At 39.7% G+C, this 23,479-nt stretch carries 22 protein-coding genes and 1 tRNA gene; 13 read left to right on the top strand and 10 right to left on the bottom strand.

Annotated elements, in window-relative coordinates; all coding sequences use genetic code 11:
* Positions 1-25: 25 nt before the first annotated feature.
* Complete coding sequence (gene dnaB, locus H5115_RS04775; RefSeq protein WP_002963050.1) at positions 26-1,405, top strand: replicative DNA helicase; 1,380 nt, start codon at positions 26-28, stop codon at positions 1,403-1,405.
* Positions 1,405-2,484, top strand: coding sequence for an alanine racemase (gene alr / locus H5115_RS04770; RefSeq protein ID WP_182753928.1), 1,080 nt, complete (start codon positions 1,405-1,407; stop codon positions 2,482-2,484). The genes dnaB and alr overlap by 1 nt, the downstream gene beginning before the upstream one ends.
* 31 nt (positions 2,485-2,515) lie before the next feature.
* On the opposite strand, the gene H5115_RS04765 is transcribed toward alr, so the two are convergent.
* Complete coding sequence (locus H5115_RS04765; RefSeq protein WP_002963045.1) at positions 2,516-2,755, bottom strand: DUF2960 domain-containing protein; 240 nt, start codon at positions 2,753-2,755, stop codon at positions 2,516-2,518.
* A gap of 100 nt (positions 2,756-2,855) precedes the next feature.
* Here H5115_RS04765 and H5115_RS04760 point away from each other — a divergent pair, with 100 nt between their 5' ends.
* The 3 genes from H5115_RS04760 to H5115_RS04750 all read left to right on the top strand — a co-directional run bounded on the left by H5115_RS04760 (position 2,856) and on the right by H5115_RS04750 (position 4,736).
* Positions 2,856-3,107 (top strand): hypothetical protein, encoded by a 252-nt coding sequence (locus H5115_RS04760; protein ID WP_002963043.1) that lies wholly within the window; start codon positions 2,856-2,858, stop codon positions 3,105-3,107.
* 201 nt (positions 3,108-3,308) lie between these two features.
* Entirely contained in the window at positions 3,309-3,926 is a 618-nt protein-coding gene (pnuC, locus tag H5115_RS04755; RefSeq protein ID WP_002963042.1) for a nicotinamide riboside transporter PnuC, read from the top strand.
* Positions 3,927-3,929: 3 nt separating this feature from the next.
* Positions 3,930-4,736 carry a phosphotransferase gene (locus H5115_RS04750; RefSeq protein WP_182753926.1) on the top strand — a complete coding sequence of 269 codons (807 nt, stop codon included), beginning with the start codon at positions 3,930-3,932 and terminating at the stop codon, positions 4,734-4,736.
* Between the two features lie 3 nt (positions 4,737-4,739).
* Here the strand turns inward: H5115_RS04750 and H5115_RS04745 are convergent, their stop codons facing one another.
* Entirely contained in the window at positions 4,740-4,922 is a 183-nt protein-coding gene (locus H5115_RS04745) for a hypothetical protein (RefSeq protein ID WP_039490259.1), read from the bottom strand.
* Positions 4,923-5,168: 246 nt separating this feature from the next.
* Between H5115_RS04745 and H5115_RS04740 the strand changes: the two genes are divergently transcribed.
* From H5115_RS04740 to H5115_RS04730, 3 genes are all read left to right on the top strand, one after another.
* Positions 5,169-5,243 (top strand) — tRNA-Arg (locus H5115_RS04740).
* A 193-nt stretch (positions 5,244-5,436) separates the two neighbouring features.
* The gene (locus H5115_RS04735) at positions 5,437-5,988 is read left to right on the top strand and encodes a DinB family protein (protein WP_404936119.1); all 552 of its coding nucleotides are present in this window, start codon (positions 5,437-5,439) and stop codon (positions 5,986-5,988) included.
* Position 5,989: 1 nt separating this feature from the next.
* Complete coding sequence (locus H5115_RS04730; RefSeq protein ID WP_002963038.1) at positions 5,990-6,694, top strand: NRDE family protein; 705 nt, start codon at positions 5,990-5,992, stop codon at positions 6,692-6,694.
* Between the two features lie 119 nt (positions 6,695-6,813).
* Here the strand turns inward: H5115_RS04730 and H5115_RS04725 are convergent, their stop codons facing one another.
* The gene (locus H5115_RS04725; protein ID WP_182753922.1) at positions 6,814-8,577 is read right to left on the bottom strand and encodes a lysophospholipid acyltransferase family protein; all 1,764 of its coding nucleotides are present in this window, start codon (positions 8,575-8,577) and stop codon (positions 6,814-6,816) included.
* Positions 8,578-8,912: 335 nt separating this feature from the next.
* On the opposite strand from H5115_RS04725, the gene H5115_RS04720 reads away from it, so the two are divergent.
* Positions 8,913-10,127 (top strand): HD-GYP domain-containing protein, encoded by a 1,215-nt coding sequence (locus H5115_RS04720; RefSeq protein ID WP_182753920.1) that lies wholly within the window; start codon positions 8,913-8,915, stop codon positions 10,125-10,127.
* Here H5115_RS04720 and H5115_RS20195 read toward each other — a convergent pair.
* Positions 10,087-10,410, bottom strand: coding sequence for a hypothetical protein (locus H5115_RS20195; RefSeq protein ID WP_154903641.1), 324 nt, complete (start codon positions 10,408-10,410; stop codon positions 10,087-10,089). The two genes, H5115_RS04720 and H5115_RS20195, sit on opposite strands and share 41 nt — an antisense overlap.
* A 283-nt stretch (positions 10,411-10,693) precedes the next feature.
* Between H5115_RS20195 and H5115_RS04715 the strand changes: the two genes are divergently transcribed.
* The gene (locus H5115_RS04715; protein WP_182671539.1) at positions 10,694-11,962 is read left to right on the top strand and encodes an outer membrane protein transport protein; all 1,269 of its coding nucleotides are present in this window, start codon (positions 10,694-10,696) and stop codon (positions 11,960-11,962) included.
* A gap of 113 nt (positions 11,963-12,075) precedes the next feature.
* On the opposite strand, the gene H5115_RS04710 is transcribed toward H5115_RS04715, so the two are convergent.
* The 3 genes from H5115_RS04710 to pepA all read right to left on the bottom strand — a co-directional run bounded on the left by H5115_RS04710 (position 12,076) and on the right by pepA (position 17,092).
* Positions 12,076-14,931, bottom strand: a complete 2,856-nt coding sequence (locus H5115_RS04710; RefSeq protein WP_182753918.1) for a valine--tRNA ligase — start codon at positions 14,929-14,931, stop codon at positions 12,076-12,078.
* Positions 14,932-14,984: 53 nt separating this feature from the next.
* Complete coding sequence (locus tag H5115_RS04705; protein ID WP_002962020.1) at positions 14,985-15,431, bottom strand: DNA polymerase III subunit chi; 447 nt, start codon at positions 15,429-15,431, stop codon at positions 14,985-14,987.
* A 149-nt stretch (positions 15,432-15,580) separates the two neighbouring features.
* On the bottom strand, positions 15,581-17,092 hold the full coding sequence (pepA, locus tag H5115_RS04700; protein ID WP_182753916.1) for a leucyl aminopeptidase: 1,512 nt from the start codon (positions 17,090-17,092) through the stop codon (positions 15,581-15,583).
* A gap of 309 nt (positions 17,093-17,401) precedes the next feature.
* Here pepA and lptF point away from each other — a divergent pair, with 309 nt between their 5' ends.
* Both lptF and lptG read left to right on the top strand, forming a co-directional pair.
* Positions 17,402-18,514: an LPS export ABC transporter permease LptF gene (gene lptF, locus H5115_RS04695; RefSeq protein WP_138489600.1), complete on the top strand. Its 1,113-nt coding sequence runs from the start codon at positions 17,402-17,404 to the stop codon at positions 18,512-18,514.
* On the top strand, positions 18,511-19,578 hold the full coding sequence (gene lptG / locus H5115_RS04690; protein WP_024603537.1) for an LPS export ABC transporter permease LptG: 1,068 nt from the start codon (positions 18,511-18,513) through the stop codon (positions 19,576-19,578). The genes lptF and lptG overlap by 4 nt, the downstream gene beginning before the upstream one ends.
* Positions 19,579-19,658: 80 nt before the next feature.
* Here lptG and H5115_RS04685 read toward each other — a convergent pair whose 3' ends face one another.
* From H5115_RS04685 to H5115_RS04675, 3 genes are all read right to left on the bottom strand, one after another.
* Positions 19,659-20,159 carry an RDD family protein gene (locus H5115_RS04685; RefSeq protein ID WP_002962012.1) on the bottom strand — a complete coding sequence of 167 codons (501 nt, stop codon included), beginning with the start codon at positions 20,157-20,159 and terminating at the stop codon, positions 19,659-19,661.
* 170 nt (positions 20,160-20,329) lie between these two features.
* A complete protein-coding gene (locus H5115_RS04680) occupies positions 20,330-21,094 on the bottom strand; it encodes a DUF6515 family protein (RefSeq protein WP_182753914.1) in 765 nt (254 codons plus the stop codon).
* A gap of 246 nt (positions 21,095-21,340) precedes the next feature.
* Positions 21,341-22,480: an alkene reductase gene (locus H5115_RS04675; protein WP_182753912.1), complete on the bottom strand. Its 1,140-nt coding sequence runs from the start codon at positions 22,478-22,480 to the stop codon at positions 21,341-21,343.
* A gap of 80 nt (positions 22,481-22,560) precedes the next feature.
* Between H5115_RS04675 and H5115_RS04670 the strand changes: the two genes are divergently transcribed.
* The gene (locus H5115_RS04670; RefSeq protein WP_220487173.1) at positions 22,561-23,478 is read left to right on the top strand and encodes a LysR family transcriptional regulator; all 918 of its coding nucleotides are present in this window, start codon (positions 22,561-22,563) and stop codon (positions 23,476-23,478) included.
* Position 23,479 lies beyond the last annotated feature (1 nt).

Below are 23,479 nucleotides of genomic sequence, written 5' to 3'. Positions count from 1 at the left end.
CATTCAATTTTACTACTGTGAAGTTATGGCCAAACCAGATAAGCAAGTCGATACTCTTAAAGTTCCTCCCCATTCAATAGAAGCTGAACAATCTGTTTTAGGTGGCTTAATGCTTGATAACCAAGCTTTTGACCGCGTAGCTGAGCTTGTTGTATCACAGGATTTTTATACCCGCACGCACAAGTTAATTTTTGAGGCGATGACGGCACTTGCTGAGATTGGCGATCCGATAGATTTAATCACTATTTCTGAAAGTTTAGAAAAAAATAATAAACTTGCAGGTATTGGGGGTTTTGCTTACTTAGCCGAAATTGCTAAAAATACGCCAAGTGCAGCCAACATTGATGCCTACGCAAACATTGTACGTGAGCGTGCTGTTGTACGTGAAATGATTGGCGTGGCAAATGAAATAGCCGAAGCGGGTTTTAATACCGAGGGGCGTACTAGTCACGACCTACTCGATTTTGCCGAAAGCAAAGTATTTAAAATTGCCGAGCAACGTACAAAAAGTACGGAAGGCCCGCAAAGTATTCATAACATACTCGAAAAAACCGTTGATAAAATAGAAGAGCTTTATCAATCGCCACAAGATGGTGTAACGGGTGTAAGTACAGGTTATGCCGATCTTGATAAAATGACGACGGGCCTGCAACCGTCTGACTTAATTATTGTTGCAGCGCGTCCTTCAATGGGTAAAACCACTTTTGCGATGAACCTTGCAGAACATGCCGCAATGACTCAAGACAAACCCGTGCTAATTTACTCGCTAGAGATGCCTTCAGAACAAATTATGATGAGGATGTTAGCGTCTCTTGGCCGTATTAACCAAACTAAGGTACGTACAGGTCAGCTAGATGATGACGATTGGGCGCGACTTTCATCAACAATGGGCTTGTTGATGGAAAAAGGCAAAATGTATGTTGATGATGCCTCGGGCTTAACACCTACCGATGTTCGCTCTCGTGCACGTCGTATTGCGCGTGACCACGGCGGCATTAGTATGATCATGGTCGATTACTTGCAGCTAATGCGTGTACCTAGCCTTGCTGATAACCGAACGCTTGAAATTGCTGAAATTTCGCGTTCACTTAAATCACTAGCAAAAGAGCTAAAATGTCCGGTTGTTGCGCTTTCGCAGCTAAACCGTACGCTAGAGCAACGTGCCGATAAACGCCCAATTAACTCAGATTTACGTGAGTCAGGGTCGATAGAGCAGGATGCCGATTTAATCATGTTTATTTACCGTGACGAAGTTTACAACGAAGACAGTACTGATAAAGGTATTGCCGAAATCATCATAGGTAAACAACGTAACGGCCCAATTGGTAAAGTGCGTTTAACGTTCCAAGGTCAATTTTCTCGCTTTGATAATTACGCGGGACCAGCGGTAGATGACGATTACTAATGCGCTTAGCCACTGCTGAAATTAACTTAACGGCACTTGCGCATAATTTAGCGCAAGTTAAATGCTTTGCACCTAACAGCAAAGTAATGGCGGTGCTAAAAGCAAATGCTTACGGGCATGGATTAGTAACGATTGCGCAGCATTTAAATAATGCTGACGCATTTGCTGTGGCACGTATAGATGAAGGGCTCGCCCTTCGAGCTGGGGGCTTAACAAAGCCAATTGTTTTACTAGAAGGCTTTTTTAACAAAGCCGACTTACCGATTCTGCTCGCCAACAATTTTCAAACTATTATTCACGATGAGTACCAATTAGCGGCGCTTGAAAAAGCAAAGCTAGATGCACCAATAACATGCTGGTTAAAAGTAAATACAGGTATGCATCGATTAGGTATTGCGCCAGAGCAGTTTGAAGCGTTTTATAACCGCTTACAAAACACACCTAACGCTAAAAATACCGTTAATTTAATGACCCACTTTTCGTGTGCTGATGATGTTGATAATGCTAAAACGGTTCAGCAAATTACGTTGTTTGATAATTTAGTGAATGGCATTGACCAAGCGCATTGTTTATCAAATTCGGCTGGTATTATTGCCTGGCCGAGCGGTCATGGCGATTGGGTACGTCCTGGGCTTATGCTCTATGGTGTATCGCCAATGGCAAATAGTATTGGGCAGCAACACAAATTAAAACCAGTTATGCGCTTAACTACGCGCGTAATTGCAGTGCGTGATGTGCCTGCTAATGAGGCTGTTGGGTATGGTGGTCGTTGGAAAAGCGATAAACCAACCAAGTTAGCTGTAGTGGCTATGGGTTATGGTGATGGTTATCCTCGGCATGCTAAAGAGGGGACACCGGTAATAATTGGTGAGCAGCGTTATGGTATTGTAGGAAGCGTAGCTATGGACATGATCAGCGTTGATATAGGCGCTAATGAGCATAATATTAAAGTTGGCGACAGAGTCACTATGTGGGGCCCTGAGCTACCAGTTGAAGAAATAGCACTGTGCGCCGATACTATTCCTTACGAGCTATTATGTAATATTACACCACGCGTAAGTTATGAGTATCAGCCATAGTTAGTTTTTAGCGTACACCAATTGGGTATAATTACTCTTTTATAAAGTAAATGTCGCTAAAGCCCATACGGGCAAATTCTTGGTCGCGAAAGTTACGAACAGAAGCAGACCCTTTTGAGGTCATTTCTATTTGGCGTACCATGTTTAAGTAATTTGTTAAATCAATACCCTCGGCAGCAGCAATAGCTTGATACATGTCGTGGTATTTATCTTTTGCGAAGTTAATTTCGCGCGGTTGGTTTTTAAATGTATACGTTATTCTGCGTGCCATAATAAGCTCAGTTAAATTGAGTGTTAGTATAATTTTACACTGTATTGAACTGGCATTGAATGATTTGTTTAAATCAAATAATTAAAAAGTAGAGTTTAAAATGAAATTATCAGTAGAGATCAGTAAATATCCACTTCACCAAGATTACATTCCGTTTATTAAAGGCTTTATTGACCGCTTAAACGAATACGAAAATTTAAAAGTGATTACTAATACGCTATCAACGCAAATTTTTGGTGATTATGATTTAGTAATGCAGGTGTTAAATACCGAAATTAAGCGCTCATATGAAGAATTTGGTAAAGCTATTTTTGTATGTAAGTTTCTCTCTGGCGACTTATCGCCTGAATAATCTATAATACCAACCTGCATAAATCTTTGATCAATTTAACGAATTAAACTGCACTATAACGTCGTTAAAAATTTTTTATTTAGAACAACTAGATACAAAAATTATTGCCTAGTTCTAGCGTAATTTTCTTAACGTTAAATAGACCCCGTATATAAGCAGATTGGTATAACAAATGGCGCAACTAAACGGTGATTGCATAATATGGACTTTTTAACACAAACCTTAAGCGGTTTTACAGCAATGTCGCATTGGGAATACATTGCGGTAGGATTGTCGATGGCGTACTTATTATTGGCAATAAAGGAAAGCTTATGGTGTTGGCCGGCGGCATTTTTTAGCACGCTCATTTATACAATAATGTACTGGAATGGCGCATTGCTCATGGAGTCGTTACTTAATTTTTATTATATGTATATGGCTGTGTTTGGATGGGTTGTATGGAGAAAAGGCAAAGCTGAAAATTTAAATATTACCTCGTGGTCGATAAACCGTCATGCTGTTTTAATTAGTTTAACAACCGTAGCTGCAATTACAATTGGTTACGTTATGCAAAACTATACGCATGCCGATTTTGCTTATCTTGATAGTTTTACAACGTGTTTTGCTGTAGTAACTACTTACTTAGTTGCTAAAAAAGTCCTCGAAAACTGGCTGTACTGGATTGTAATAGATGCAGCTTCCATGTATTTATATTATGAAAAAGGCTATTACCCAACGCTTGCGCTCTTTATATTTTATACCATTATGGCAGCGTGGGGCTTTAAAACTTGGTACGAAGAGTACGAACAAAGCCAAGCTAAGCCGCTAGCTCAGCTTTAATTAATGATTGAGCATACTCAGTTAGTAAAAATGTGTAGGGCGTTTATAGAGCCTACGAGCGTTATTTCAAGCGAGCGACTACTCAATGGTTTTAGTAACGATAATTTTTTAATACGTACCAAACAACAAGGGTATTTATTAAAGTGTTATAAAAGCCATTGGCCAGCCATAGGACTTGAAGCACAGCGTTTTTTAAGTGAGCTTAATATATGTCCTGCGCCTGTTTGGCTCGATAAAAAGAATAGCCGTGCGGTATTTAATTATATTGAAGGTAATACAGCGCAATCGGATATAACGCTTAGCTTTATTAATAAACTTGCTCAAGTGCACAATTACAAAGTGTCCACTGCGCCAATGGATATAGCTAAAGAGCTGCATTTTTATCAAAGCACCGGCGTATATACGCAATATAAACCTCAAATAGAGCAGGCACTCAAAGTAGTTGCAGCCATGCAATTTGATGAAGGCTTTTGTCATAATGACTTGGTAAAAGATAACATTATTGTAAATGCTTCGGGTATGTATTTAATTGATTTTGAGTACGCGCAAACTAACGATGTATATTTTGATTTGGCAGCCCTTGCAGTGAGTTTTAACCTTAATGAGCAAAGTAAAAAAGCGCTGTTAAACAACTATAAAAATAGCGTTGATAAAACAAGCACGTTTTACCCATCAATAGATAAGTTAAATTACTATAAGCTGTTTTTTTTGGTGTTATGTATTGCTTGGTATGAGGAGCGCAGCATAACTAGTAAATCTATAATGTTACGTGCGCAGCTAAATAAACTTGTTACTAATACTTTTTTATAAAAGTTACAAACCACCAAAGCGTTCAGCGAGCTCTTTGTACTTTGTTACTTCGGCCGCATCAAATTGTGGTTCGCCATTCTCGTCTTCAGATTTAGCAATTAATAAACTTTCTCTAGAGAGGCGTTTTACACGCTCTACTTTTACACCTAAAAACTCAGCGACTTGCTCAGTAGACATTAAACTCATTATTATTTCCTCGTATTAAACTAATCCTCACAGCGACAATCATAATTTTAATGTTACTAAACCGTTACTGTTTCTTATCTAATAAGAATAAATAGCGTGTTTTTAAGCCTTTGTGAAGTGTTTTATTTAAAAGAGTTTAATTAATAAGCATATAAGCTGATCTTACTGGTATTTATTTAAAGATCTCTTTATCATTGCGGGTGCTAAAGCACTGATATCGCGAGTTGGTGTGGCGGCAACAAATGTGCTCTCGTGGTGAAATGGATATCACGTGGCCCTCCGGAGGCTGAGTTGTAGGTTCGATCCCTACCGAGAGCGCCATTTGCTTTTATATTTATTAATTATCCTCTCTATATTACCTAGCTTCTTATTAATTACTCTTGTATTTAAAAATGCATTTACTGCAAAAACTTTGAAAGTTAATTTTAAAAACAGCTTTCTAGTTATTTATACAATGCAAAATTAGCATCCAAAAATCATGTTGTACTTTTTTGCATATAAGATTTAGTGATAAATGAGGAAGAGCGATTCAATGTTAAATAGTCAATTAGAGATACTAGCTCAAGGACACGCTTATCTTGAAGGTGTAACTAAAGAGGACTATTCCCAAGTCATTACTCCTAACTTTATTAGCTCGGCAGGAGCTCATATGCGACATATTATCGATCATTATCAATCTTTAATGACTGGCTTTAGCACGCAAAAAGTAGATTATGATTGCCGCTTAAGAGGAGGAGATATTGAAAACTCTCCAACTGCTGCAATAAAAAAAATTGCCGAAATAACAACGTGGGTTGAACAGCTAAGTCCAGATGATTTTAATAAACCGTTATCACTTTCAAGTGAAGTTTCGATTAAAAGCAAAAATGTACAAACAGTAACAACATCACTTGCGCGAGAGCTTATTTTTGTAGGCAGTCACGCTGTGCACCATTACGCGATGATTTCACAAATTTCTTTTGCTCAAAAGTCGCAGCTCGATCAAAGCTTTGGTTTAGCACCAAGTACAGCTACCTTTTTAAGAGAAAATAGCCAGCCAGCACAACCAAAATCGATGCAAAATTAAAATGTGCACGTTAAGTTACTTTTTAACTGATGATGGCTACGAGCTATTTTTTAATCGCGATGAGCAAAAAACACGAGAAACGGCAATCGCTCCAAGTAAGCACCAGGGTAATGCAATTTTCCCCATTGATCCGCAAGGAGGAGGTACTTGGCTTGGTGTATCGCATTTTGGGCAAACACTCGCATTATTAAACGATTACCAAAGTGTATTTGATATAACTGCGGTAAAGCATAGTAGAGGTCTGTTAATCCCTCATTTACTGAGCAATAAAGCCCCTGCATTGTACCAATTACAAAACATGGATTTATCGGGCTACGCGCCTTTTAAGTTGTGTATTTTTCCGGATGGGCTATCGATAAATAACAATAACGTGGTTTTTGTTAGGTGGGATGCAAAGCAGTTAATCCACTGCCAAGTTGAACCACTTGCTACGTCATCAGGTGTTGAGCTTGAAACGGTGACACAAAAGCGTAAACAACAATTTAAGCAACTTATTGATTTAAGACATCCTGAAAGTGAGCAGTTTTTAGCGTTTCACTACAGTAAAGCCGAACAAGGGCAATATGGCGTAAACATGCTAAGAGAAGATGCAATGACGGTCAGTATTAGTCATATTAAAGTTGGTAACACTATACGCTTTAATTATTTTGATAAGCAGTCTCAGCTCATTAGTAGCATTGGTTGTTTAAAAGTGGCTGCAGCTTAACTAAATATTTTTATAGCCATAACTATTACATAATTAAAAACAAAAAAGTCGATGTAATTAATTACATCGACTTTTTTGTTAACTGTATTTTACCTGCTATATTAAGCAGCAGGTAAAAATTATGAGTGATTTATATAATCATTCTTTTTATCACCAAGGTAGAGCTTAAGTAGCTTTTCAGGCGCACTTGGTAAGTGCACACTTAAAAGTAATCCTGGCGTGTGATTAAAGTTGCTATCAATGCCCATGCAATGAAATTGAGCGCCTAGCTTATGGTACTGCTTTAATAAAATCGGTATGTCTTTTTTATCTTCTTCTATTCCCATAACCAATGCTGATACATGGCCTATGTTTAACGTGTGGTCATTAATAAAGTCTTCAAACTCTGGGTGGAGCTTATTATTAAAAGGCGTATTGGCGCTAACACCTTGTTTATTATTAACCATTGTATGGTCAATAATTGCAACAGAGCGAGGGTCATAAAGTTTACTTAATGAAACCGTGCCATATAAAGTCCTATAGCGTGGATTTTGCGCCATAAACGCACCAATCCCTTTAAATAGCAGTAATAAACCATGGTAACTGCCCTGATGTTTTTGAACTATAAACGATCGACCCATTTCTAAGCACGGCTGTTGCTGATTAATAAAAGAAGGTTCGAAGTTAAACATTTGCGATAAATAAAGAGCGCTCACGTCGCTATTTTTTTGTAATATGTCAGTTTGCCCAATGCGATAAGCCCCAATGATCTCTTCATTTTTATGATCAAAAATAAATAAATGCATATAAGTTGCGTCAAACTTATCTGTGTCGCATGGCTCGCCACTTCCTTCGTTTAATGTACGAAAGGTTATTTCTCTGAGACGTGTTATTTCAGTAACGCAATTAGGTATTTGCTCTTGGTAGCCGTAATAAACTGAGTAACCTTTAAAGTCGACTAAGTGCTGCTCGCTTGGCAAGTTGGCAAGCTCATTTTTCATTTTTGTTTTACCAACTTCCTGCATAATGGCTTTGAGCTGTGTTGATTGGTTATCCTCTTGCCAAGGCGTTACAAAGCGCTCATCGTTTAAGTAACACTGCAAGCGTGTAAGTGCGTTTATGTCGTCAGTTTGTTCAAACTTATTTAATAATTTGGGTGTAAGTAAATTACCAGCGCTTAAGCTAATAGAGCTTTTTTGAATTTTAAGTAATTCGCGTATTAGCATTAATAATCTAAATCGGTAGTAAACACGCCCCAAGTTATAAAAGGTTGAGCTATTCTGACCGCTAATAAATACAGGCAATAAAGGAGCTTGTGTTTTTAAAGCTAGTTGAGCGGCTAAGCGATTCCATTGCCCGTCAGTTACACGTTGTTTTTCTGATTGAAAAAACGAAACCCTGCCCGCAGGAAAAACCACAAGTAAGCCATCATTTTTAACATGACTAAAACACTGTTTTATTGCGCTGGTATTAATGGCTGCTTTTGGTTTTAGTGGGTTAGCAAAAATAAAATAGTCTTTAATTTCTTTAAATATTTTTAAACCCACGTTAGCCATTACTTTTGTATCGCTACGATAATGGGTGAGTAAATTTGCAATTATTACGCCCTCAATCATGCCATAAGGATGATTACATACCACTATGCAAGGGCCATGCTTTGGTATTTTGTTAATAACACCTTGTGCACCAAGCACATTAATACCTAATACATTTAACAGCTTTTCACTAAACTCTTGTTTATCCAAACCCGATAAATTATTAGAGAGATATATATCACGCAGCTTATTGATGCCCAATAGGCTATCGAGCAGCGGAGCGGCTATTTTTAGTATATGACTCAAAGGAGAAACGGTGCTTATTGCCGCTACACTTAAGTTTGATACGGGGTGGTTTAGTTTAGTCATATACGTTGATGCTCTTAAATTTTTATAGCTGTTGTGTATATTTAGACCGAGGAAAAACCACATTATGTTCAAATTAGGTTAATTAAGTTTGTTTAAAAGCGTAAAAATAAGACTCAAATAGCCTTTTAAGTGCTAAATAGTTGTAGGTTATTAAGAAAATAAAAGAGGGTTTTAATTATCCATAAAATAAAGTTACCCACTACAGCTAATAAGAGTAATACAGTAAGTCATCCTTTGTAGTTATATATCACTACTTACAACTCAAAAACTAGACTTTTAAGCTTAATTAATGCTATTTAAGGTGCATCTACTTTAAATGTAAAAATCTCACCTTTATGCTGATTACTTTGCCTGTGTCTGAGCTCACCCCCGGTATGTACGTTGATAGCGTTACTAAACAACACGAGGGGATCAATAGCATAAAAATTAAGACCAGTGGCTTGGTGCGCAACAAATCTATTATTAAACGTTTAGTGTCTGAAGGGGTACTCGAGCTGCTTATAGATTTTACTAAAGGTGATGCGCCAGTTCCTGCCAAATATAAGCCCCAAAGCGCACCTAAAACATCTAATAGCCAGAAAAAAGCCGAAAAAACACCTGTAGCAATCTCAATTGAACAAGAATTTGCTAAAGCGACTGTAAATTACGATCAGCATGGCCGAAAGTTACAATCATTATATGGCGACTTAACATCTGGCCTGAGTGTTAATATAAAGGTGCTAGATGAAATTGCCGGCGAGATAGTCAGCTCAGTTTTTCGTAATGCTAACGCTATGACTATTCTTACTCGTATAAAAGACAAACATAGCTATAACTGGCGGCATATGATCAACTGCGCCATTTTTACTGCTGTATTTGCTAAATACTTAGGGTATGAAAAGGCTGTTGTCCAAGAGCTTGCAATGGGGGCGTTACTTCATGACTTAGGCCAAGCTAAATTACCGCAGGGTATATTTTCCAAGCCAACTAAACTAAGTAATAACGAGCTAGCTGCAATTAAAAAGCATGTTGCGCAAGGTTTAGGTTTAGTTAAAGGTGAGAAGGGTATAACTCCCCTTATGCTCGATATGATAGTAAATCATCATGAGCGTTTAGATGGCTCGGGATATCCGCGAGGGTTGCAGGCTGAAAAGTTAAGTCGCCCGGCGCGTATAATGGCAATTGTAGATGTGTACGATGCTATGACAGCCGATAGAATGCACCAAGAGGGTGATGAGCCTATTAATGCATTACGCTACTTATTAGCCAATAAACACTTGTTTGATGGTGAACTAGTACAACGCTTTATAAAATGCTTGGGGGTCCATCCGGTAGGAACTATTGTAAAATTAACGAATGAACGTTTAGCCTTAGTGCTTGAGGGGAACGTATTAAATCCTATTAAACCTAAAATTAAGCTATTTTATAATGCTAAGCATAATCATCATGTTACACCTAAAGACATAGATTTAAGTGAGCACACCCAAGAGCTGAAAATACTAGCAAGTGTTAAGCCTCTTGATTATCAGATTAATTTGTCTCGCCTGCTAAAAGAGCATTTGTTGAACTAGTTTTACTGCATTGCCTTTTTTTAGTTTGTTTTGCAGAAATAAACGCACCCAAAAAACAACTTCCCATCAGTGTTAGCCATAGCAAAGTACCTAACTCTACGTGCAATGCAAAACAACAAAGCGCTAAAGAAATCAACGCATTCAACATTGCCCCTAGCCAATAATGGTTTACGGGGTTATCGCATTGTCCTGCTTGAGTGCATGCACAGTAGTTTGCTTTGTAAAAGCAAAATACACTCGCCCCACAAAATATTAGCCCTGTAATAATAAATAAAATGATCACAGTTTTACTTCCTTTGCGATTTTATAGTGAGTGTAATTTGCTATATATTTCAAGTCAATCTAAATGATAATTAATTACAATTAGAGCTTTAGCTCTAATAACACATTTCTCATCCGATGAGTTTTAAATAGTTGTTAAAATGTCGTTAAATAACATGTTTTTTGCTGTTTTTTGACGCATTCATAGAGTTTTTTACAAAAAATTAAGGTAGTGTAGCAAAGTTTCAAATCCTAATAACAACACACATAGTACCCAGACAGTCAGTTTGGTTAAGGACTCAACAATGAAATTTTCTAAAACTCTTATTGCAGCTTCGCTTGCATTTGTTTCAGCTGATAGCTTTGCAGCTGCGTTTCAATTATCAGAGCAAAATGCATCGGGTTTAGGCCGTGCATACGCTGGTGAAGCTTCTATCGCAGACGATGCGTCTGTAGTTGCACGTAACCCAGCACTAATGACTTTATTTAAAGATAAACAACTAAGTGTTGCTGCTATTGGTGTAATTCCAGATGTAAGTATTGAAGGCGAAAGTACTAATAACGGTATTGATCCAAGTGCATTAGATGACGACAGCATCGCACCAAGTGCTGTAGTACCTGCTATTTACTTTACTATGCCTTACAACGATAAAGTATCGATTGGTTTTGGCGCATTTTCTAACTTTGGTTTATCTACAGAGTTTAACGACGAATACGTTGCTGGCCAAATTGCTGGCGAAACAGAAATCTTTACTGTTAACCTTAATGCAAGCGTTGCTTATAAAGTAACTGAGCAATTCAGCTTTGGTATTGGTTTAAACGCTATTTATGCTGATGCAACTGTTATTCGTAAAGTGGGTGCTAATGCAAGCGGTATTGATTTTGGTGCTGATGCTGTAAACCTTCAAGGTGATGATACTGGTTTTGGTTTAAACGTTGGTTTAATGTACCAGCTAGATGATAACAGCCGTTTTGGTTTTAACTATCGTAGCGAAACAGACATCACATTTGATGGTGACTTCTCAAACGACCTACCAGCAGCTATTGGTGGTACAGGCGGCGCTAAGCTACCAGGAGCTGTTGATCTAACACTACCAGCTATTGCTGAGTTTTCTGGTTCACATCAGTTAGATGATAAGTTAGGCCTACATTACAGTGTATTATGGACAGGTTGGAGCAGCTTTGAATCACTAGAAGCACAAGTAACGTTACCAACTGGTGATAAGTTTGTTGCGTTTGAAAAGCAAGAGCAGTTTGATGACTCTTTCAGATACTCTGTAGGTGCTGATTACCAATACAACGAAGATTTACTACTTCGTGCCGGTGTTGCATTTGATGAGTCGCCGGTATCACAAACGCACCTATCAATCTCTATTCCTGATACAGACCGTTTCTGGTTCTCGTTTGGTGGTAACTACACAATTGATCAAAACTCTAATGTTGATCTTGGTGTAAGTATCATCCGTGGTAAAACACAAACGTTCACAGAAGCTGATGACTCGGGCAGCCAGTGGGGCTTCGAATCTAAAGGCCACGCAGTATTACTTGGCGCTCAGTACAACTACAAGTTTTAATGTAGAAGTGTCTTGTGGTTAATCACAGGGCACAAAAAAGCCGCTCACTTTAATTAAAGTGAGCGGCTTTTTTAATGCCTATTAAATAGTGTTAATAGGCATTTTATGAAAGCTTATAAGCTTTCTATTTTAGTTTTTTGCTCAAGTAGCTTAGTTTTAGCATCGCTAAACTCAGCCAGTTTTGCATTTTCTTTAGCAAGTACGGCTTCAGGTGCGTTATTAACAAACTTTTCGTTAGCGAGTTTGTTTTGCACTTGTGCTAGGCCTTTTTCTGCTTTTTCGAGTTGCTTATTAATACGCGAAAGCTCGGCTTCCACATCAATTAAGCCTGCCATTGGGATCATGATCTCAAGGTTGCCAACATAAGACGTTGCACATGCAGGTGCCCCGTCTTTGTTTTCAAGCATTGTAAACTCTTCAATTTTTGCAAGTGATGCTAAAAATGATTTGTTTTCTTCAATGCGGCGCACGTCGTCGCTTGATGCATTAGCAAGTAATACGCTAAGCGGTTTACTTGGGCTAATATCCATTTCACCACGAATGTTACGAATAGCTAAAATGAATTGTTTAACCCACTCTAAGTCATCCATCGCTTTAGCATCAACGCTTGCTTCATTATATACAGGGAACGGCTGAACCATAATGCTGGTGTTTGCTGTTTCAAGGCCAGCAAGAGGTGCAACACGCTGCCAAATAGTTTCAGTGATGTACGGCATCATTGGGTGCATTAAACGTAGTAAGCTTTCAAGTACGGTAATAAGTGTATTACGTGTACCACGTTGCTGCGCTTCATTACCTTTAAATAATACCGGCTTAGTGAGCTCTAAGTACCAATCACAGAACTGGTTCCATGTGAATTCGTAAAGCGTGTTAGCAGCTAAGTCAAAGCGGTAGTTATCAAGGTGCTCAGTGTACGTTTTAACTGTTGACTCAAATTGACCTAAAATCCAGCGATCAGCTAATGAAAGCTCTTTTTGTGCATCGTTTGTAAAACCACAGTCTTGCTCTTCTGTATTCATTAATACGTAACGGCTCGCGTTCCATAATTTATTACAGAAGTTACGGTAACCTTCAAGGCGGTTCATGTCCCAGTTAATATCACGACCGGTAGATGCCATTGCAGCAAGTGTAAAGCGAAGGGCGTCGGTGCCGTGTGCCTCAATACCGCCTGCAAATACTTTACGCGTATCTTTTTCGATTTTAGCGGCAAGTTTTGGCTGCATCATGTTACCAGTACGTTTTTGTACTAGGTCTTCAAGTTCAATGCCGTCAATCATGTCTAGTGGGTCAAGTACGTTACCTTTTGACTTAGACATTTTATCGCCATTATCGTCACGTATTAAACCCGTTACATACACGGTTTTAAACGGAACTTGTGGTTTGCCATTTTCGTCTTTTACAAAGTGCAGCGTCATCATAATCATGCGCGCAACCCAGAAGAAAATAATATCAAAACCAGTTACCAGCACGTCAGACGGGTGGAAGGTTTTTAAATCATCGGTATTTTCTGGCCAACCTTGTGTAGAGAAAGTCCAAAGCGCTGATGAGAACCACGTATCAAGTACATCTTCGTCTTGGCTTAGCGTTACGTTATCTGCAATGTTGTTTTCACGGCGAACTTCGGCTTCGTCGCGACCAACAAATACATTGCCTTCACTGTCGTACCAAGCTGGAATGCGGTGACCCCACCAAAGCTGGCGTGAAATACACCAATCTTGTACGTCGTTCATCCACGAGAAGTACATGTTTTCGTATTGCTTAGGTACAAATTGAATATCGCCGTTTTTAACAGCGTCTTTTGCAGGTTCAGCAAGTGGTGCAACACGTACATACCATTGGTCGGTAAGTAGTGGCTCAATTACCACACCAGAGCGATCGCCGTAAGGAACCGTTAAACCATGGTCTTCAATTTTTTCAAGCAAACCTAGTTCTTCAAATTCTGCCACAATTGCTTTACGCGCTGCAAAACGATCAAGGCCGTGCAAGCGCTCAGGTATTGGTGCATCAAACTCAAGCTCTTTACCGTCAAAGGTGTATGTTTCACCTTGGGTAAGAATAGCGGCGTCTTTATCGAAAATGTTGATCATCGGCATTTGATGACGCTTACCTACTTCATTATCGTTAAAGTCATGCGCTGGTGTTATTTTTACACAGCCCGTGCCTTTATCTTTATCGGCATGTTCGTCAGCAACAATTTTAATACGACGATTAACGATGGGTAATAAAATCTCTTTACCGATTAAATCTGTGTAGCGCTCATCATCAGGATTTACTGCAACACCTGAGTCACCCAACATGGTTTCAGGACGTGTTGTTGCTACTACTATGTAGTCTTTTCCGTCTTGTGTTGTAACGCCATCAGCCAGTGGGTAACGTAAGTTCCACATGTGGCCTTGCTTGTCTTTGTTTTCAACTTCAAGATCAGAAATAGCCGTGTGTAATTTTGGATCCCAGTTTACTAGGCGCTTGCCTCGGTAAATTAGGTTTTCTTTATGAAGGCGTACAAACACTTCTTTAACAGCTTCAGATAAACCATCATCCATGGTAAAGCGTTCACGATCCCAATCAACCGATGCGCCAAGGCGACGAAGTTGCTTAGTGATAGTGCCGCCAGATTCTTTTTTCCATTCCCAGATTTTATTAATAAAATCTTCGCGGCCTAAATCGTGGCGTGTTTTGCCTTCTTCGGCATGCAGTTTACGCTCAACCAACATTTGCGTTGCAATACCTGCGTGGTCAGTACCTACTTGCCATAATGTGTTGTTACCTTGCATACGTTTAAAACGCGTTAGGGTATCCATTATTGTATCTTGGAAGGCGTGGCCCATGTGTAAGCTACCAGTGACATTTGGCGGCGGGATCATAATTGAATATGGTACGCCTTGGCCAGATGGCTTAAAGTAGCCTTTTTGTTCCCAGTCTTGATATAGAGACTGTTCAATATCTTGCGGATTGTAGGTTTTATCCATTACACAGAACCTTAAATAAGTACTTAAATTAGTTGGTTAGTTTGCCTGATTGGCTAGCTATTAATATCTTGCGTGGTGAGATTGGCACCGAGTTGGCGTAGCTTTTTAAAACGCTCGCGGGCTGCTTGCTTAGCAGCTGGTTCTACGGGTACAAAATCAAAAACTTGGTTAAATCGACGAATGTAATCCGGTAACTGAGTAGCCAAGTTAATTAAAACTTTACGATTGCCAACAGGTGGCGTAATACCAATTTCTACAGGTGCGCCGCCTTTAGGGCCTTCACCTTGTAAATTATGTGGCACAAAACTATCTGGATCGAATGCCCAAATTATTTCATCAATGGCACAGGCTGCTTCGTTATCGTTAACACAAATAAACACACGCTGCCCATTTCGATACTGATCGGCCGCAATTTGAGCAGCCAATGCAAAATGATCGTCAGCCTTCGCTTTAGACTCATCTTGTTGCTTTAGAACGAAAAATTTAGCGTTCATGTTCATTGTATCGGGGTTTCCCATGACATTGAATGTATACCAAATTGATATACACAAATTAAGAGGCAGATTTTGCCATATAACGGGGTTTGCTTCAATTAATACACAAATAAATAAGGCGCCAAATGGCGCCTTATAAATAGCTAAATAGATTATTAATCGTGCGTAGCTTCGCTTACACCCGCTCGGTTTAATAAATACTGAGTAAGCATAGGCACAGGACGGCCCGTTGCGCCTTTTTTAGCGCCACTGCGCCACGCTGTACCGGCAACATCTAAATGTGCCCAATTATACTTTTTAGTAAATTTAGATAAGAAACATGCCGCAGTAATAGTACCCGCAGAGCGTCCACCTAAGTTCGTAAAGTCAGCAAATGGGCTTTCTAGTTGATCTTGATAGTCATCCCATAACGGTAACTGCCATGCACGGTCGCCACTTTGCTCAGACGCTTTTAATAAATCGTGTGCAAGTGGGTTATGGTTTGATAGTAAACCAGTAGCATGCGCGCCAAGGGCTACAATACACGCGCCAGTTAGCGTTGCTACGTCAATAACCGTATCTGGGTTAAATCGTTCAACATATGTTAGTGCGTCGCATAATACTAAGCGGCCTTCAGCGTCGGTGTTTAACACTTCAACTGTTTGCCCCGACATTGTTGTTAAAATATCACCTGGACGATACGCATTTGAGCCAGGCATGTTTTCACAACCCGCTAAAACACCAATAACGTTAATCGGCAATTGCATTTGTGCAAGTGCACGCATTGCGCCAATAACGCCTGCTGCTCCGCCCATGTCGTATTTCATTTCGTCCATGCCTTCGCCTGGTTTTAATGAAATACCGCCTGAATCAAACGTTAGACCTTTACCAACAAGTACAATAGGGGCTTGGTCATCAGCGGCGCCTTTGTAGTTAATAATCGACATAATCGATTCGTTATCACTACCTCGGCCAACAGCTAGGTAAGAATTCATACCAAGTTCTGCCATTTGCTTTTCGTCAATAAGATCAACAGTAATGTTGTCAAAATCAGTTGCCAGCTCTTGTGCTTGTTCACCTAAGTACACAGGGTTACAAATATTTGGTGGCATATTAGCTACGTCTTTACATAGCTTACTACCTGCAGCAATGGCTAAACCATGCTCAATAGCGCTTTCGCCAATAGTTAGTTCGCGTCGTGTTGGTACGTTAAACACCATTTTGCGAAGTGGACGACGAGGGTCTATTTTTTTACTTTTCAGTTGGTTAAACGTATATAAGCAGTCTTGCGTTGTCTCAACTGCCTGACGTACTTTCCAGTAGGTGTCGCGACCTTTAACGTGTTGCTCTGTTAAAAAGCAGACTGCTTCCATAGAGCCCGTTTCGTTTAAGGTATTTATAGTTTTAGAAATGATTTGTTTATATTGCTTATCATCAAGCTCACGCTCTTTACCACAACCAACAAGCAATATGCGCTCGCTTAATACATTAGGTACATGATGCAATAATAAAACTTGGCCTGGCTTACCTTCTAAATCGCCACGGCGAAGTAAATTAGAGATATAACCATCACTGATTTTATCGAGTTGTTCACCAATGGGGGATAACCTACGTGGCTCGTAAACGCCAACCACAATACATGCGCTGCGCTGTTTTTCTGGGCTACCACTTTTTACGTTAAATTCCATTGTTACTCCTGGTTTTGAGTCGTTTAAGTTACTAAGTTGGGGCTAAAAAAGTATTTTCTAGTCTTATCTACGTAACTTATGTAAGGATAATTCTTATTTTAGCTGATTTTGCTAGACTCTTACTGTGTAATTGAACTTTATATGCTTAAGGGCTACTAATGCAACATTATATCGTGCACTTAGGTAGGATAATTAATTTTGATGGCTTATAATAATAGCCTATTTGCCGGTATTAATTGGGTAAAATAGCTATTTAACTATTCAATTCTCACTATCGTAGTGAAATTCCATGTTTAACAGGGGCGAGCATTGCTAATTTTCCGTTATTTGACCGCTGAGGTTTTAAAATCGCAGGTCGCCGTATTTTTAACTTTAATGACAATATTTTTGTCACAAAAGTTAGTTGGTATTTTAGGTGATGCCTCTGAGGGCAGCATTCCTGCTAAATTAGTGCTATCGATGATTGCACTAAAACTTCCACAACTAGCCTCGCTAATACTTCCGCTGAGTATATTTTTAGGCATTATTTTAGCCTACAGCCGTATTTACGCCGATAGCGAAATGACCGTACTTAAAGCCTGTGGCGTAAGTGAATGGTATGTTGTGCGCGTAACCCTTATATCAAGTGTAGGGCTTGCTATATTAGCCGCAGCACTGACTATGTATATAGCTCCGTGGGCAAGCGAGCAAGAGTATCAATTAAAAGAGCAAGCCAAAGCCGATGCGGGGTTATCTGCACTCAGAGCTGGGCGGTTCCAAGAAACCGGTAACGAAAAAGCCGTGGTGTTTATTCATAATATTGAAAAGGGTGGCAAAGAGCTCAATAAGGTATTTGTTGCACAGTTACCCGATAGCGAAAAAGGCAACTTAGCGCGCTTAGTATATGCAGAGCAAGGTGTTGTGGTTGAAGCCGTAAATGGTGAGCAACAGCTCGTACTAACAGACGGTAAACGTTACGAAACAGATGGCGCAACGCCTGCACTTAACTTAACAGAATTTGATGGTTACAGCGTACAAATACGAGAACAAGAAATAGAGCACCAACGCCGTAAATTAGAGGCTGTGCCTACTAATCAATTACTCGCCATTAATACACCAGAATCTATTGCTCAATGGCAGTGGCGACTCGCTATTCCGTTATCAATTCCGCTACTTACCTTACTGGCAGTACCGCTAAGTGTGGTTAATCCTCGCCAAGGTAAATTTGCAAAACTAGTGCCTGCTATAAGCTTGTACTTAGGCTATTTTATTTTACTAAATGCCGCTAAATTTGCAGTTGAAGATGGCAAAATTCCGCCTTCAATTGGCTTGTGGTGGATTCACCTAAGTGCCTTATTTATAGGTGGGTTATTAATTATAAAAGGGCGACCGTTGGGCGCTTGGCTTAAAGCCGTTGTAACTAAGCGGGAGTTAGGCTCATGATGAAAACGCTTGATTGGTATTTAGGCCGCAGTATTTTACAAACTACCGGCTTTGCATTGTTGGTACTTGTTGGTATTAGCACCTTAATTAAGTTTATCGACCAGCTAAAGTCGGTAGGGCGTGGCAGTTACGATTTAATGACCGCAATGCTTTACACGCTTTACACAATACCTGGCGATTTAGTGGTGTTTTTTCCGATGGCTGCGCTAATTGGTGGCTTAACGGGTTTAGGGGCACTTGCCTCAAACAGTGAGCTGGTAGTGATGCAAGCGGCTGGTATGTCGCGCTTACAAATAATTGGCTCTGTGATGAAAACGGCCATATTTATGGCTGTATGCATGATGGCACTTGGCGAATGGGGTGCACCTGAAGCGCAATTACACGCTAAAGAAATGCGTAACCAAGCAATACATGGCGGCGATGTATTTAACACACAAAAAGGTGTATGGGCTAAAGACGGCAGCAATTTTATTAATATTGAAGATGTTGACGAAAACGGCAGGCTCAACGGGGTACACATGTACCACTTTGACAAATCGTTAGAGCTTACCCAAATTACTAAAGCAAAAGATGCACTGAGCCGAAAAGAAGGCTGGCTACTTCGTGATGTAAATAAGGTTATTATTACGAGCGAAAAAACCACAACAGAGCAACTACCAGAAGAGTTTTACCCTTCACAATTGACCGCTGAAAAGTTAGGGGTTGTTTCGGTAAAACCAGAGTCACTTTCATTTACTGGGCTTTGGTCGTATTTAACTTACTTAGAGCAAAACGAACAAGACACCAGTACCTACGAGCTTGCTCTGTGGCGTAAGCTTATGCAGCCTGTATCTGTAGCGGTAATGCTGCTGGTGGCGCTCTCGTTTATATTTGGCCCACTGCGTACCGTTACTATGGGCGCACGTATTATTATGGGTGTTGTAACGGGGATCGTGTTTCACTTAACTAATGAAATATTTGGCCCTGTAGTTATGGTTTACCAAATACCCGCTATTATAGGGGCGGTATTACCCAGTATTATATTTATAGGCTTTGCGACATATTTGATGAATAAACGGGTATAGAGTACCCATTCAAAGCATTAAAAAGGGTGACCAGTGGTCACCCTTTTTGCTTTTTAATTTCCAGTTTTGGAAAGCTGGTATTAATCAAGCTCACTATAAATACGTCTGTTTTCTTCTTTAGTAAGTGCAATAACTTCTGTTTTAGAGATGTAATCTTGCAGTGCTTTTTTGTTTTTAAAATCGACTAACACCACCAAATTACCTAAACCGAGTAAAGCGCTAACGCTGCGGATAATTGATTGCGGCCAGCTAATTAAATTACCTTCAAGAGTTTGTACTTTTAAACGCCATGCACGCATGCCAATGGTTTGCCCGCTTTTAGTCCAAAAGTAACCAAAAAATACTAAGCTAACAATAATTAAAAGAGCGGTACGAATACCCGAAAGAAGATTTGAATTTTGAATAAATGCAGATACATCCTCTGCGCCATTTAAACTAATTACATCGAGAGAAATAAGCCCCTGTACTGCAAATAAATACAGCACTACAGTTAACATCGCAAACGCAATAATGGCTAACGTATCGTAGACCAACGACGCAAAACGGCGCCAAAAACCAGCACGTGGAAACTCACCCGACATAAATACACTCTCACTATTAATATGCGAGCTAGTTTAACAAAAAAGCTTACAAATACTAAGACATGTTAATGTTTAGAGAGAATTGATTTTATTGCTGTAAATTACTACCTACGGAGGGGAATCAAAAAGACCCTACTATTTACAGTAAGGCCTTTTAATTTATAGCGAGTTTAACCTAGCTTAATGGCAAGGTATTTTATGTCGTCACCACTTATTTGCGGTAAAAAATAAATATCGCCGTATTTAAAATACTGCTGTGAGTTAATGATTACGGCCTGTGCAGCCTGAGGCAGTGAGTCGTAAGTTTGGCCCAAGCTATAGTCATTCACATTACCCACTTTTATTGCCTGATTAAGGCGAGTTGATGGCTCATCAACAACCGTATAACCATCATTATCCGCAATGTAGTACACATTTTGATAAGTGTAGTAAGTCGCATTATGGTGTTTAAAATGCCTGTAATTTCTTGGAAGCGTATTTATACGCAGGCCTCTAGGTGGTTTAACAACATGGTAGCCTCTTTTAGCTTTACGGTAATAAAGGCCGTCGTTAAACGTAAACGAAATACCATTAAATCTGATTGATGCGCTATTGCGTGGTAAATGGTTTATAAATCGATTTTGTCTGTAAGCGACTGAATTGTGATGGCTTGTTAAGTAGTTATATTTTCGCTGGTTGTAGCGGTGTAGTTCACGCTTTTCCTGTTTGTACTTAGCAAGTTTACGTTTTTCTTGCTTACGGTCTTCTCGTTTTTCTTTTTTATGCTCAATACGCTGCTTTTTTTCATGGCGGCGTTCATCGCGTTTATATTCAACACGTTTGTCGTGATCGCGTTTAAAGCTTTTATCATTCTCTCGCTCGTTTTGTGCTCCAAGCGCAGAGCCTGATACTGCGCCAATGGCGAGCAGGGCAGGTAGTAAAAAAGTAAGTTTCATAGTATTGCCTCGTTTATGTTTTTACATAACTGGGTTCAATACTAGCGGCTCAAACTGAATGTTAACTGACATACAACAGCAAACGGAGTTATGCTTACAGCTTTTTACATTTTACTGACGGTTCTTGACATAACACCTAGTTTTTGACGATTTTAGGAATATTTTGATACACCAAAATGATTAGTGGTATCACAATAAATGGATACGAAATTAGTAATTAAGCCTTCCTTGGCTTAATTAAATTAACTATTTTTCGTAGAGCGGATAATCGCTATAACCCACTTCAGTACCGCCATACATAGTGGCTGCATCGGCTTCGTTAAACGTCCAATTATTTGCTATACGCTCTGGTAAATCAGGGTTAGCTATAAATGGGCGACCAAATGCAAATAAGTCACCGTAACCTTCACCTAAAATACGCACCGCTTTTTCTACTGTGTATTTACCAGCATAAATAATGCGACCTGAAAATTCAGCTCGTACTGCTTTATAAAATTCTTGTGGTAAATCGGGAGCGTTATCCCAATCAGCTTCCGCAATCGATAAGTAAGCAATACCTGCTTGCTCAAGCACTTTAACTGCCTGGATATAAGTGTGATGAGGATTTGATTCAACAAGTCCTAAATACACTCGTGTTTCATCTGTGCTTTCAAATAAAGGAGCAAAGCGAACACCTAAACGATCAGAGCCTACAACGTCACTTACCGCTTCAACTATCTCTTTTAAAAAGCGCAGGCGATTACTAAGCGTTCCACCGTATTGATCGTCACGGTTATTAGTATGCTCAGAAATAAACTGATTAACTAAATAGCCGTTAGCACAATGAAGCTCCACACCATCAAAGCCAGCTTCTAGAGCATTGCGTGCAGCTTGAGCATACATGTTTACCAGTTCGCCAACTTCAGTTGTTGTTAGCGCACGAGGCTCACTTGGGTCAGCCAATGCGCCTTCACCAGGTGCGGTTTCAATAAATACTTTTACATTGTCAGCTGCAATGTCTGAAGGACCAACCGGTTTACCTGAATTTGGTTGTAGTGTGGCGTGCGATACGCGCCCTACATGCCAAAGCTGAGCAAAAATAACACCGCCTTTAGCGTGTACCGCGTGTGTTACTTTTTTCCAGCCTTCAATTTGTGCTTGCGAGTGAATACCTGGGGTCCAAGCGTAGCCTTGTCCACGAGGTTCTATTTGTGTGCCTTCGGTAACCATAAAACCAGCCGATGCGCGCTGCGCATAATACTCAGCCATTAATTCATTAGGAATATTGCCAGGCTGAGTACTGCGAGAGCGAGTAAGAGGTGGCATCACAATACGGTTTTTAAGTGTAAAAGGGCCAAGCTCAATTGATGAGAATAAAGGAGCGGTATTAACTAATTCTGATTTCATTTTAAATTCTCTTATAAAGCAAACAAAGGCTTAAATAGTGGTTAAGCAACATTGGCAGCATAGAGATTTAAGGATACAATTTGAAACAACACTTTTTTGTGCAGCATACAATTATGAATGGTATCAGTCGGCTCGATATAAAACAGTTAAGAGTACTCAGTAGCTTATTAGAACTGCAAAATCTTTCACAAGTAGCCAAAAAAATGGGGTTAACGCAACAAGCTATTAGTGAGCAACTACGAAAACTACGAGACTTATTTGACGATCGCTTGTTTATTCGCCAAGGTAATAACATGGTTGCTACTCCTAAAGCGCAAGGACTCAAGGCGCCTGTTAATCATATTTTAAAGCAATTAGAATCGTTACTAGAGCCTGAGCTGTTTAGTCCTCAAACTTATAAAGGTGTTTTTACCATAAGCGCAACCGACTACGCCACGCAGGCCTTATTGCCGCAATTATTTAATATTACCCGCCGCGAAGCGCCGGGTTTAAAGTTGATTGTGCGCGACTTTGCATCAGATAACGTTAATCAACTTATAACGGCAGGCGAGCTTGATTTGCTGATAAGCTTTCCAGAATTTATACCCGACAACCTTTCTTATATCACTTTGTTTGAAGAACAGCATTTGTGTATTACCGGTATAGGTAATACTACTTACACTGACCCTTTGAGTTTGGCGCAATTTGCAAAGCATTCACAGCTAGTGGTGTCGCCATCGCGTGCAAATTTGCGCGGATCGCACGATCAGTGGTTTGAAAGCCAAGGGCTAAAACGTAATATTGTAATGTCGGTGCCGAGCTTTTCAGCGGTGCCCGACATTTTACATACAACCGATATGCTCGCGTTTTACCCATCAAGATTATTACCAAACAGCAAAGTTAAACAGCTAAAAATAGAAGCTCTGCCCCCTACATTTAAAGTAATAGCCGCATGGCATCCGCGTACTAATAACAGCCCAATTCATAAATGGTTGATAGAGCAATTACAAAACTTATAAC

The sequence above is a fragment of the Pseudoalteromonas sp. SR44-2 genome, from assembly GCF_014163745.1.
Taxonomy (GTDB): Bacteria; Pseudomonadota; Gammaproteobacteria; order Enterobacterales; family Alteromonadaceae; genus Pseudoalteromonas; species Pseudoalteromonas distincta.
The sequence above is the reverse complement of the archived record's forward strand: the minus strand, read 5'-3'. Positions and strand labels throughout refer to the sequence as shown.

Excerpts from the sequence above, each read along its gene's own strand:
- H5115_RS04735 (WP_404936119.1), top strand. The coding sequence starts at position 5,437 with ATGAGGAAGAGCGATTCAATGTTAAATAGTCAATTAGAGATACTAGCT.
- pepA (WP_182753916.1), bottom strand. The coding sequence starts at position 17,092 with ATGGAATTTAACGTAAAAAGTGGTAGCCCAGAAAAACAGCGCAGCGCA.
- H5115_RS04715 (WP_182671539.1), top strand. The coding sequence starts at position 10,694 with ATGAAATTTTCTAAAACTCTTATTGCAGCTTCGCTTGCATTTGTTTCA.
- H5115_RS04705 (WP_002962020.1), bottom strand. The coding sequence starts at position 15,431 with ATGAACATGAACGCTAAATTTTTCGTTCTAAAGCAACAAGATGAGTCT.
- H5115_RS04760 (WP_002963043.1), top strand. The coding sequence starts at position 2,856 with ATGAAATTATCAGTAGAGATCAGTAAATATCCACTTCACCAAGATTAC.
- H5115_RS04765 (WP_002963045.1), bottom strand. The coding sequence starts at position 2,755 with ATGGCACGCAGAATAACGTATACATTTAAAAACCAACCGCGCGAAATT.
- H5115_RS04720 (WP_182753920.1), top strand. The coding sequence starts at position 8,913 with ATGCTGATTACTTTGCCTGTGTCTGAGCTCACCCCCGGTATGTACGTT.
- H5115_RS04745 (WP_039490259.1), bottom strand. The coding sequence starts at position 4,922 with ATGAGTTTAATGTCTACTGAGCAAGTCGCTGAGTTTTTAGGTGTAAAA.
- H5115_RS04680 (WP_182753914.1), bottom strand. The coding sequence starts at position 21,094 with ATGAAACTTACTTTTTTACTACCTGCCCTGCTCGCCATTGGCGCAGTA.
- H5115_RS04710 (WP_182753918.1), bottom strand. The coding sequence starts at position 14,931 with ATGGATAAAACCTACAATCCGCAAGATATTGAACAGTCTCTATATCAA.
- H5115_RS04675 (WP_182753912.1), bottom strand. The coding sequence starts at position 22,480 with ATGAAATCAGAATTAGTTAATACCGCTCCTTTATTCTCATCAATTGAG.
- H5115_RS04730 (WP_002963038.1), top strand. The coding sequence starts at position 5,990 with ATGTGCACGTTAAGTTACTTTTTAACTGATGATGGCTACGAGCTATTT.
- lptG (WP_024603537.1), top strand. The coding sequence starts at position 18,511 with ATGATGAAAACGCTTGATTGGTATTTAGGCCGCAGTATTTTACAAACT.
- pnuC (WP_002963042.1), top strand. The coding sequence starts at position 3,309 with ATGGACTTTTTAACACAAACCTTAAGCGGTTTTACAGCAATGTCGCAT.
- H5115_RS04750 (WP_182753926.1), top strand. The coding sequence starts at position 3,930 with ATGATTGAGCATACTCAGTTAGTAAAAATGTGTAGGGCGTTTATAGAG.
- dnaB (WP_002963050.1), top strand. The coding sequence starts at position 26 with ATGGCCAAACCAGATAAGCAAGTCGATACTCTTAAAGTTCCTCCCCAT.
- H5115_RS04685 (WP_002962012.1), bottom strand. The coding sequence starts at position 20,159 with ATGTCGGGTGAGTTTCCACGTGCTGGTTTTTGGCGCCGTTTTGCGTCG.
- alr (WP_182753928.1), top strand. The coding sequence starts at position 1,405 with ATGCGCTTAGCCACTGCTGAAATTAACTTAACGGCACTTGCGCATAAT.
- H5115_RS04725 (WP_182753922.1), bottom strand. The coding sequence starts at position 8,577 with ATGACTAAACTAAACCACCCCGTATCAAACTTAAGTGTAGCGGCAATA.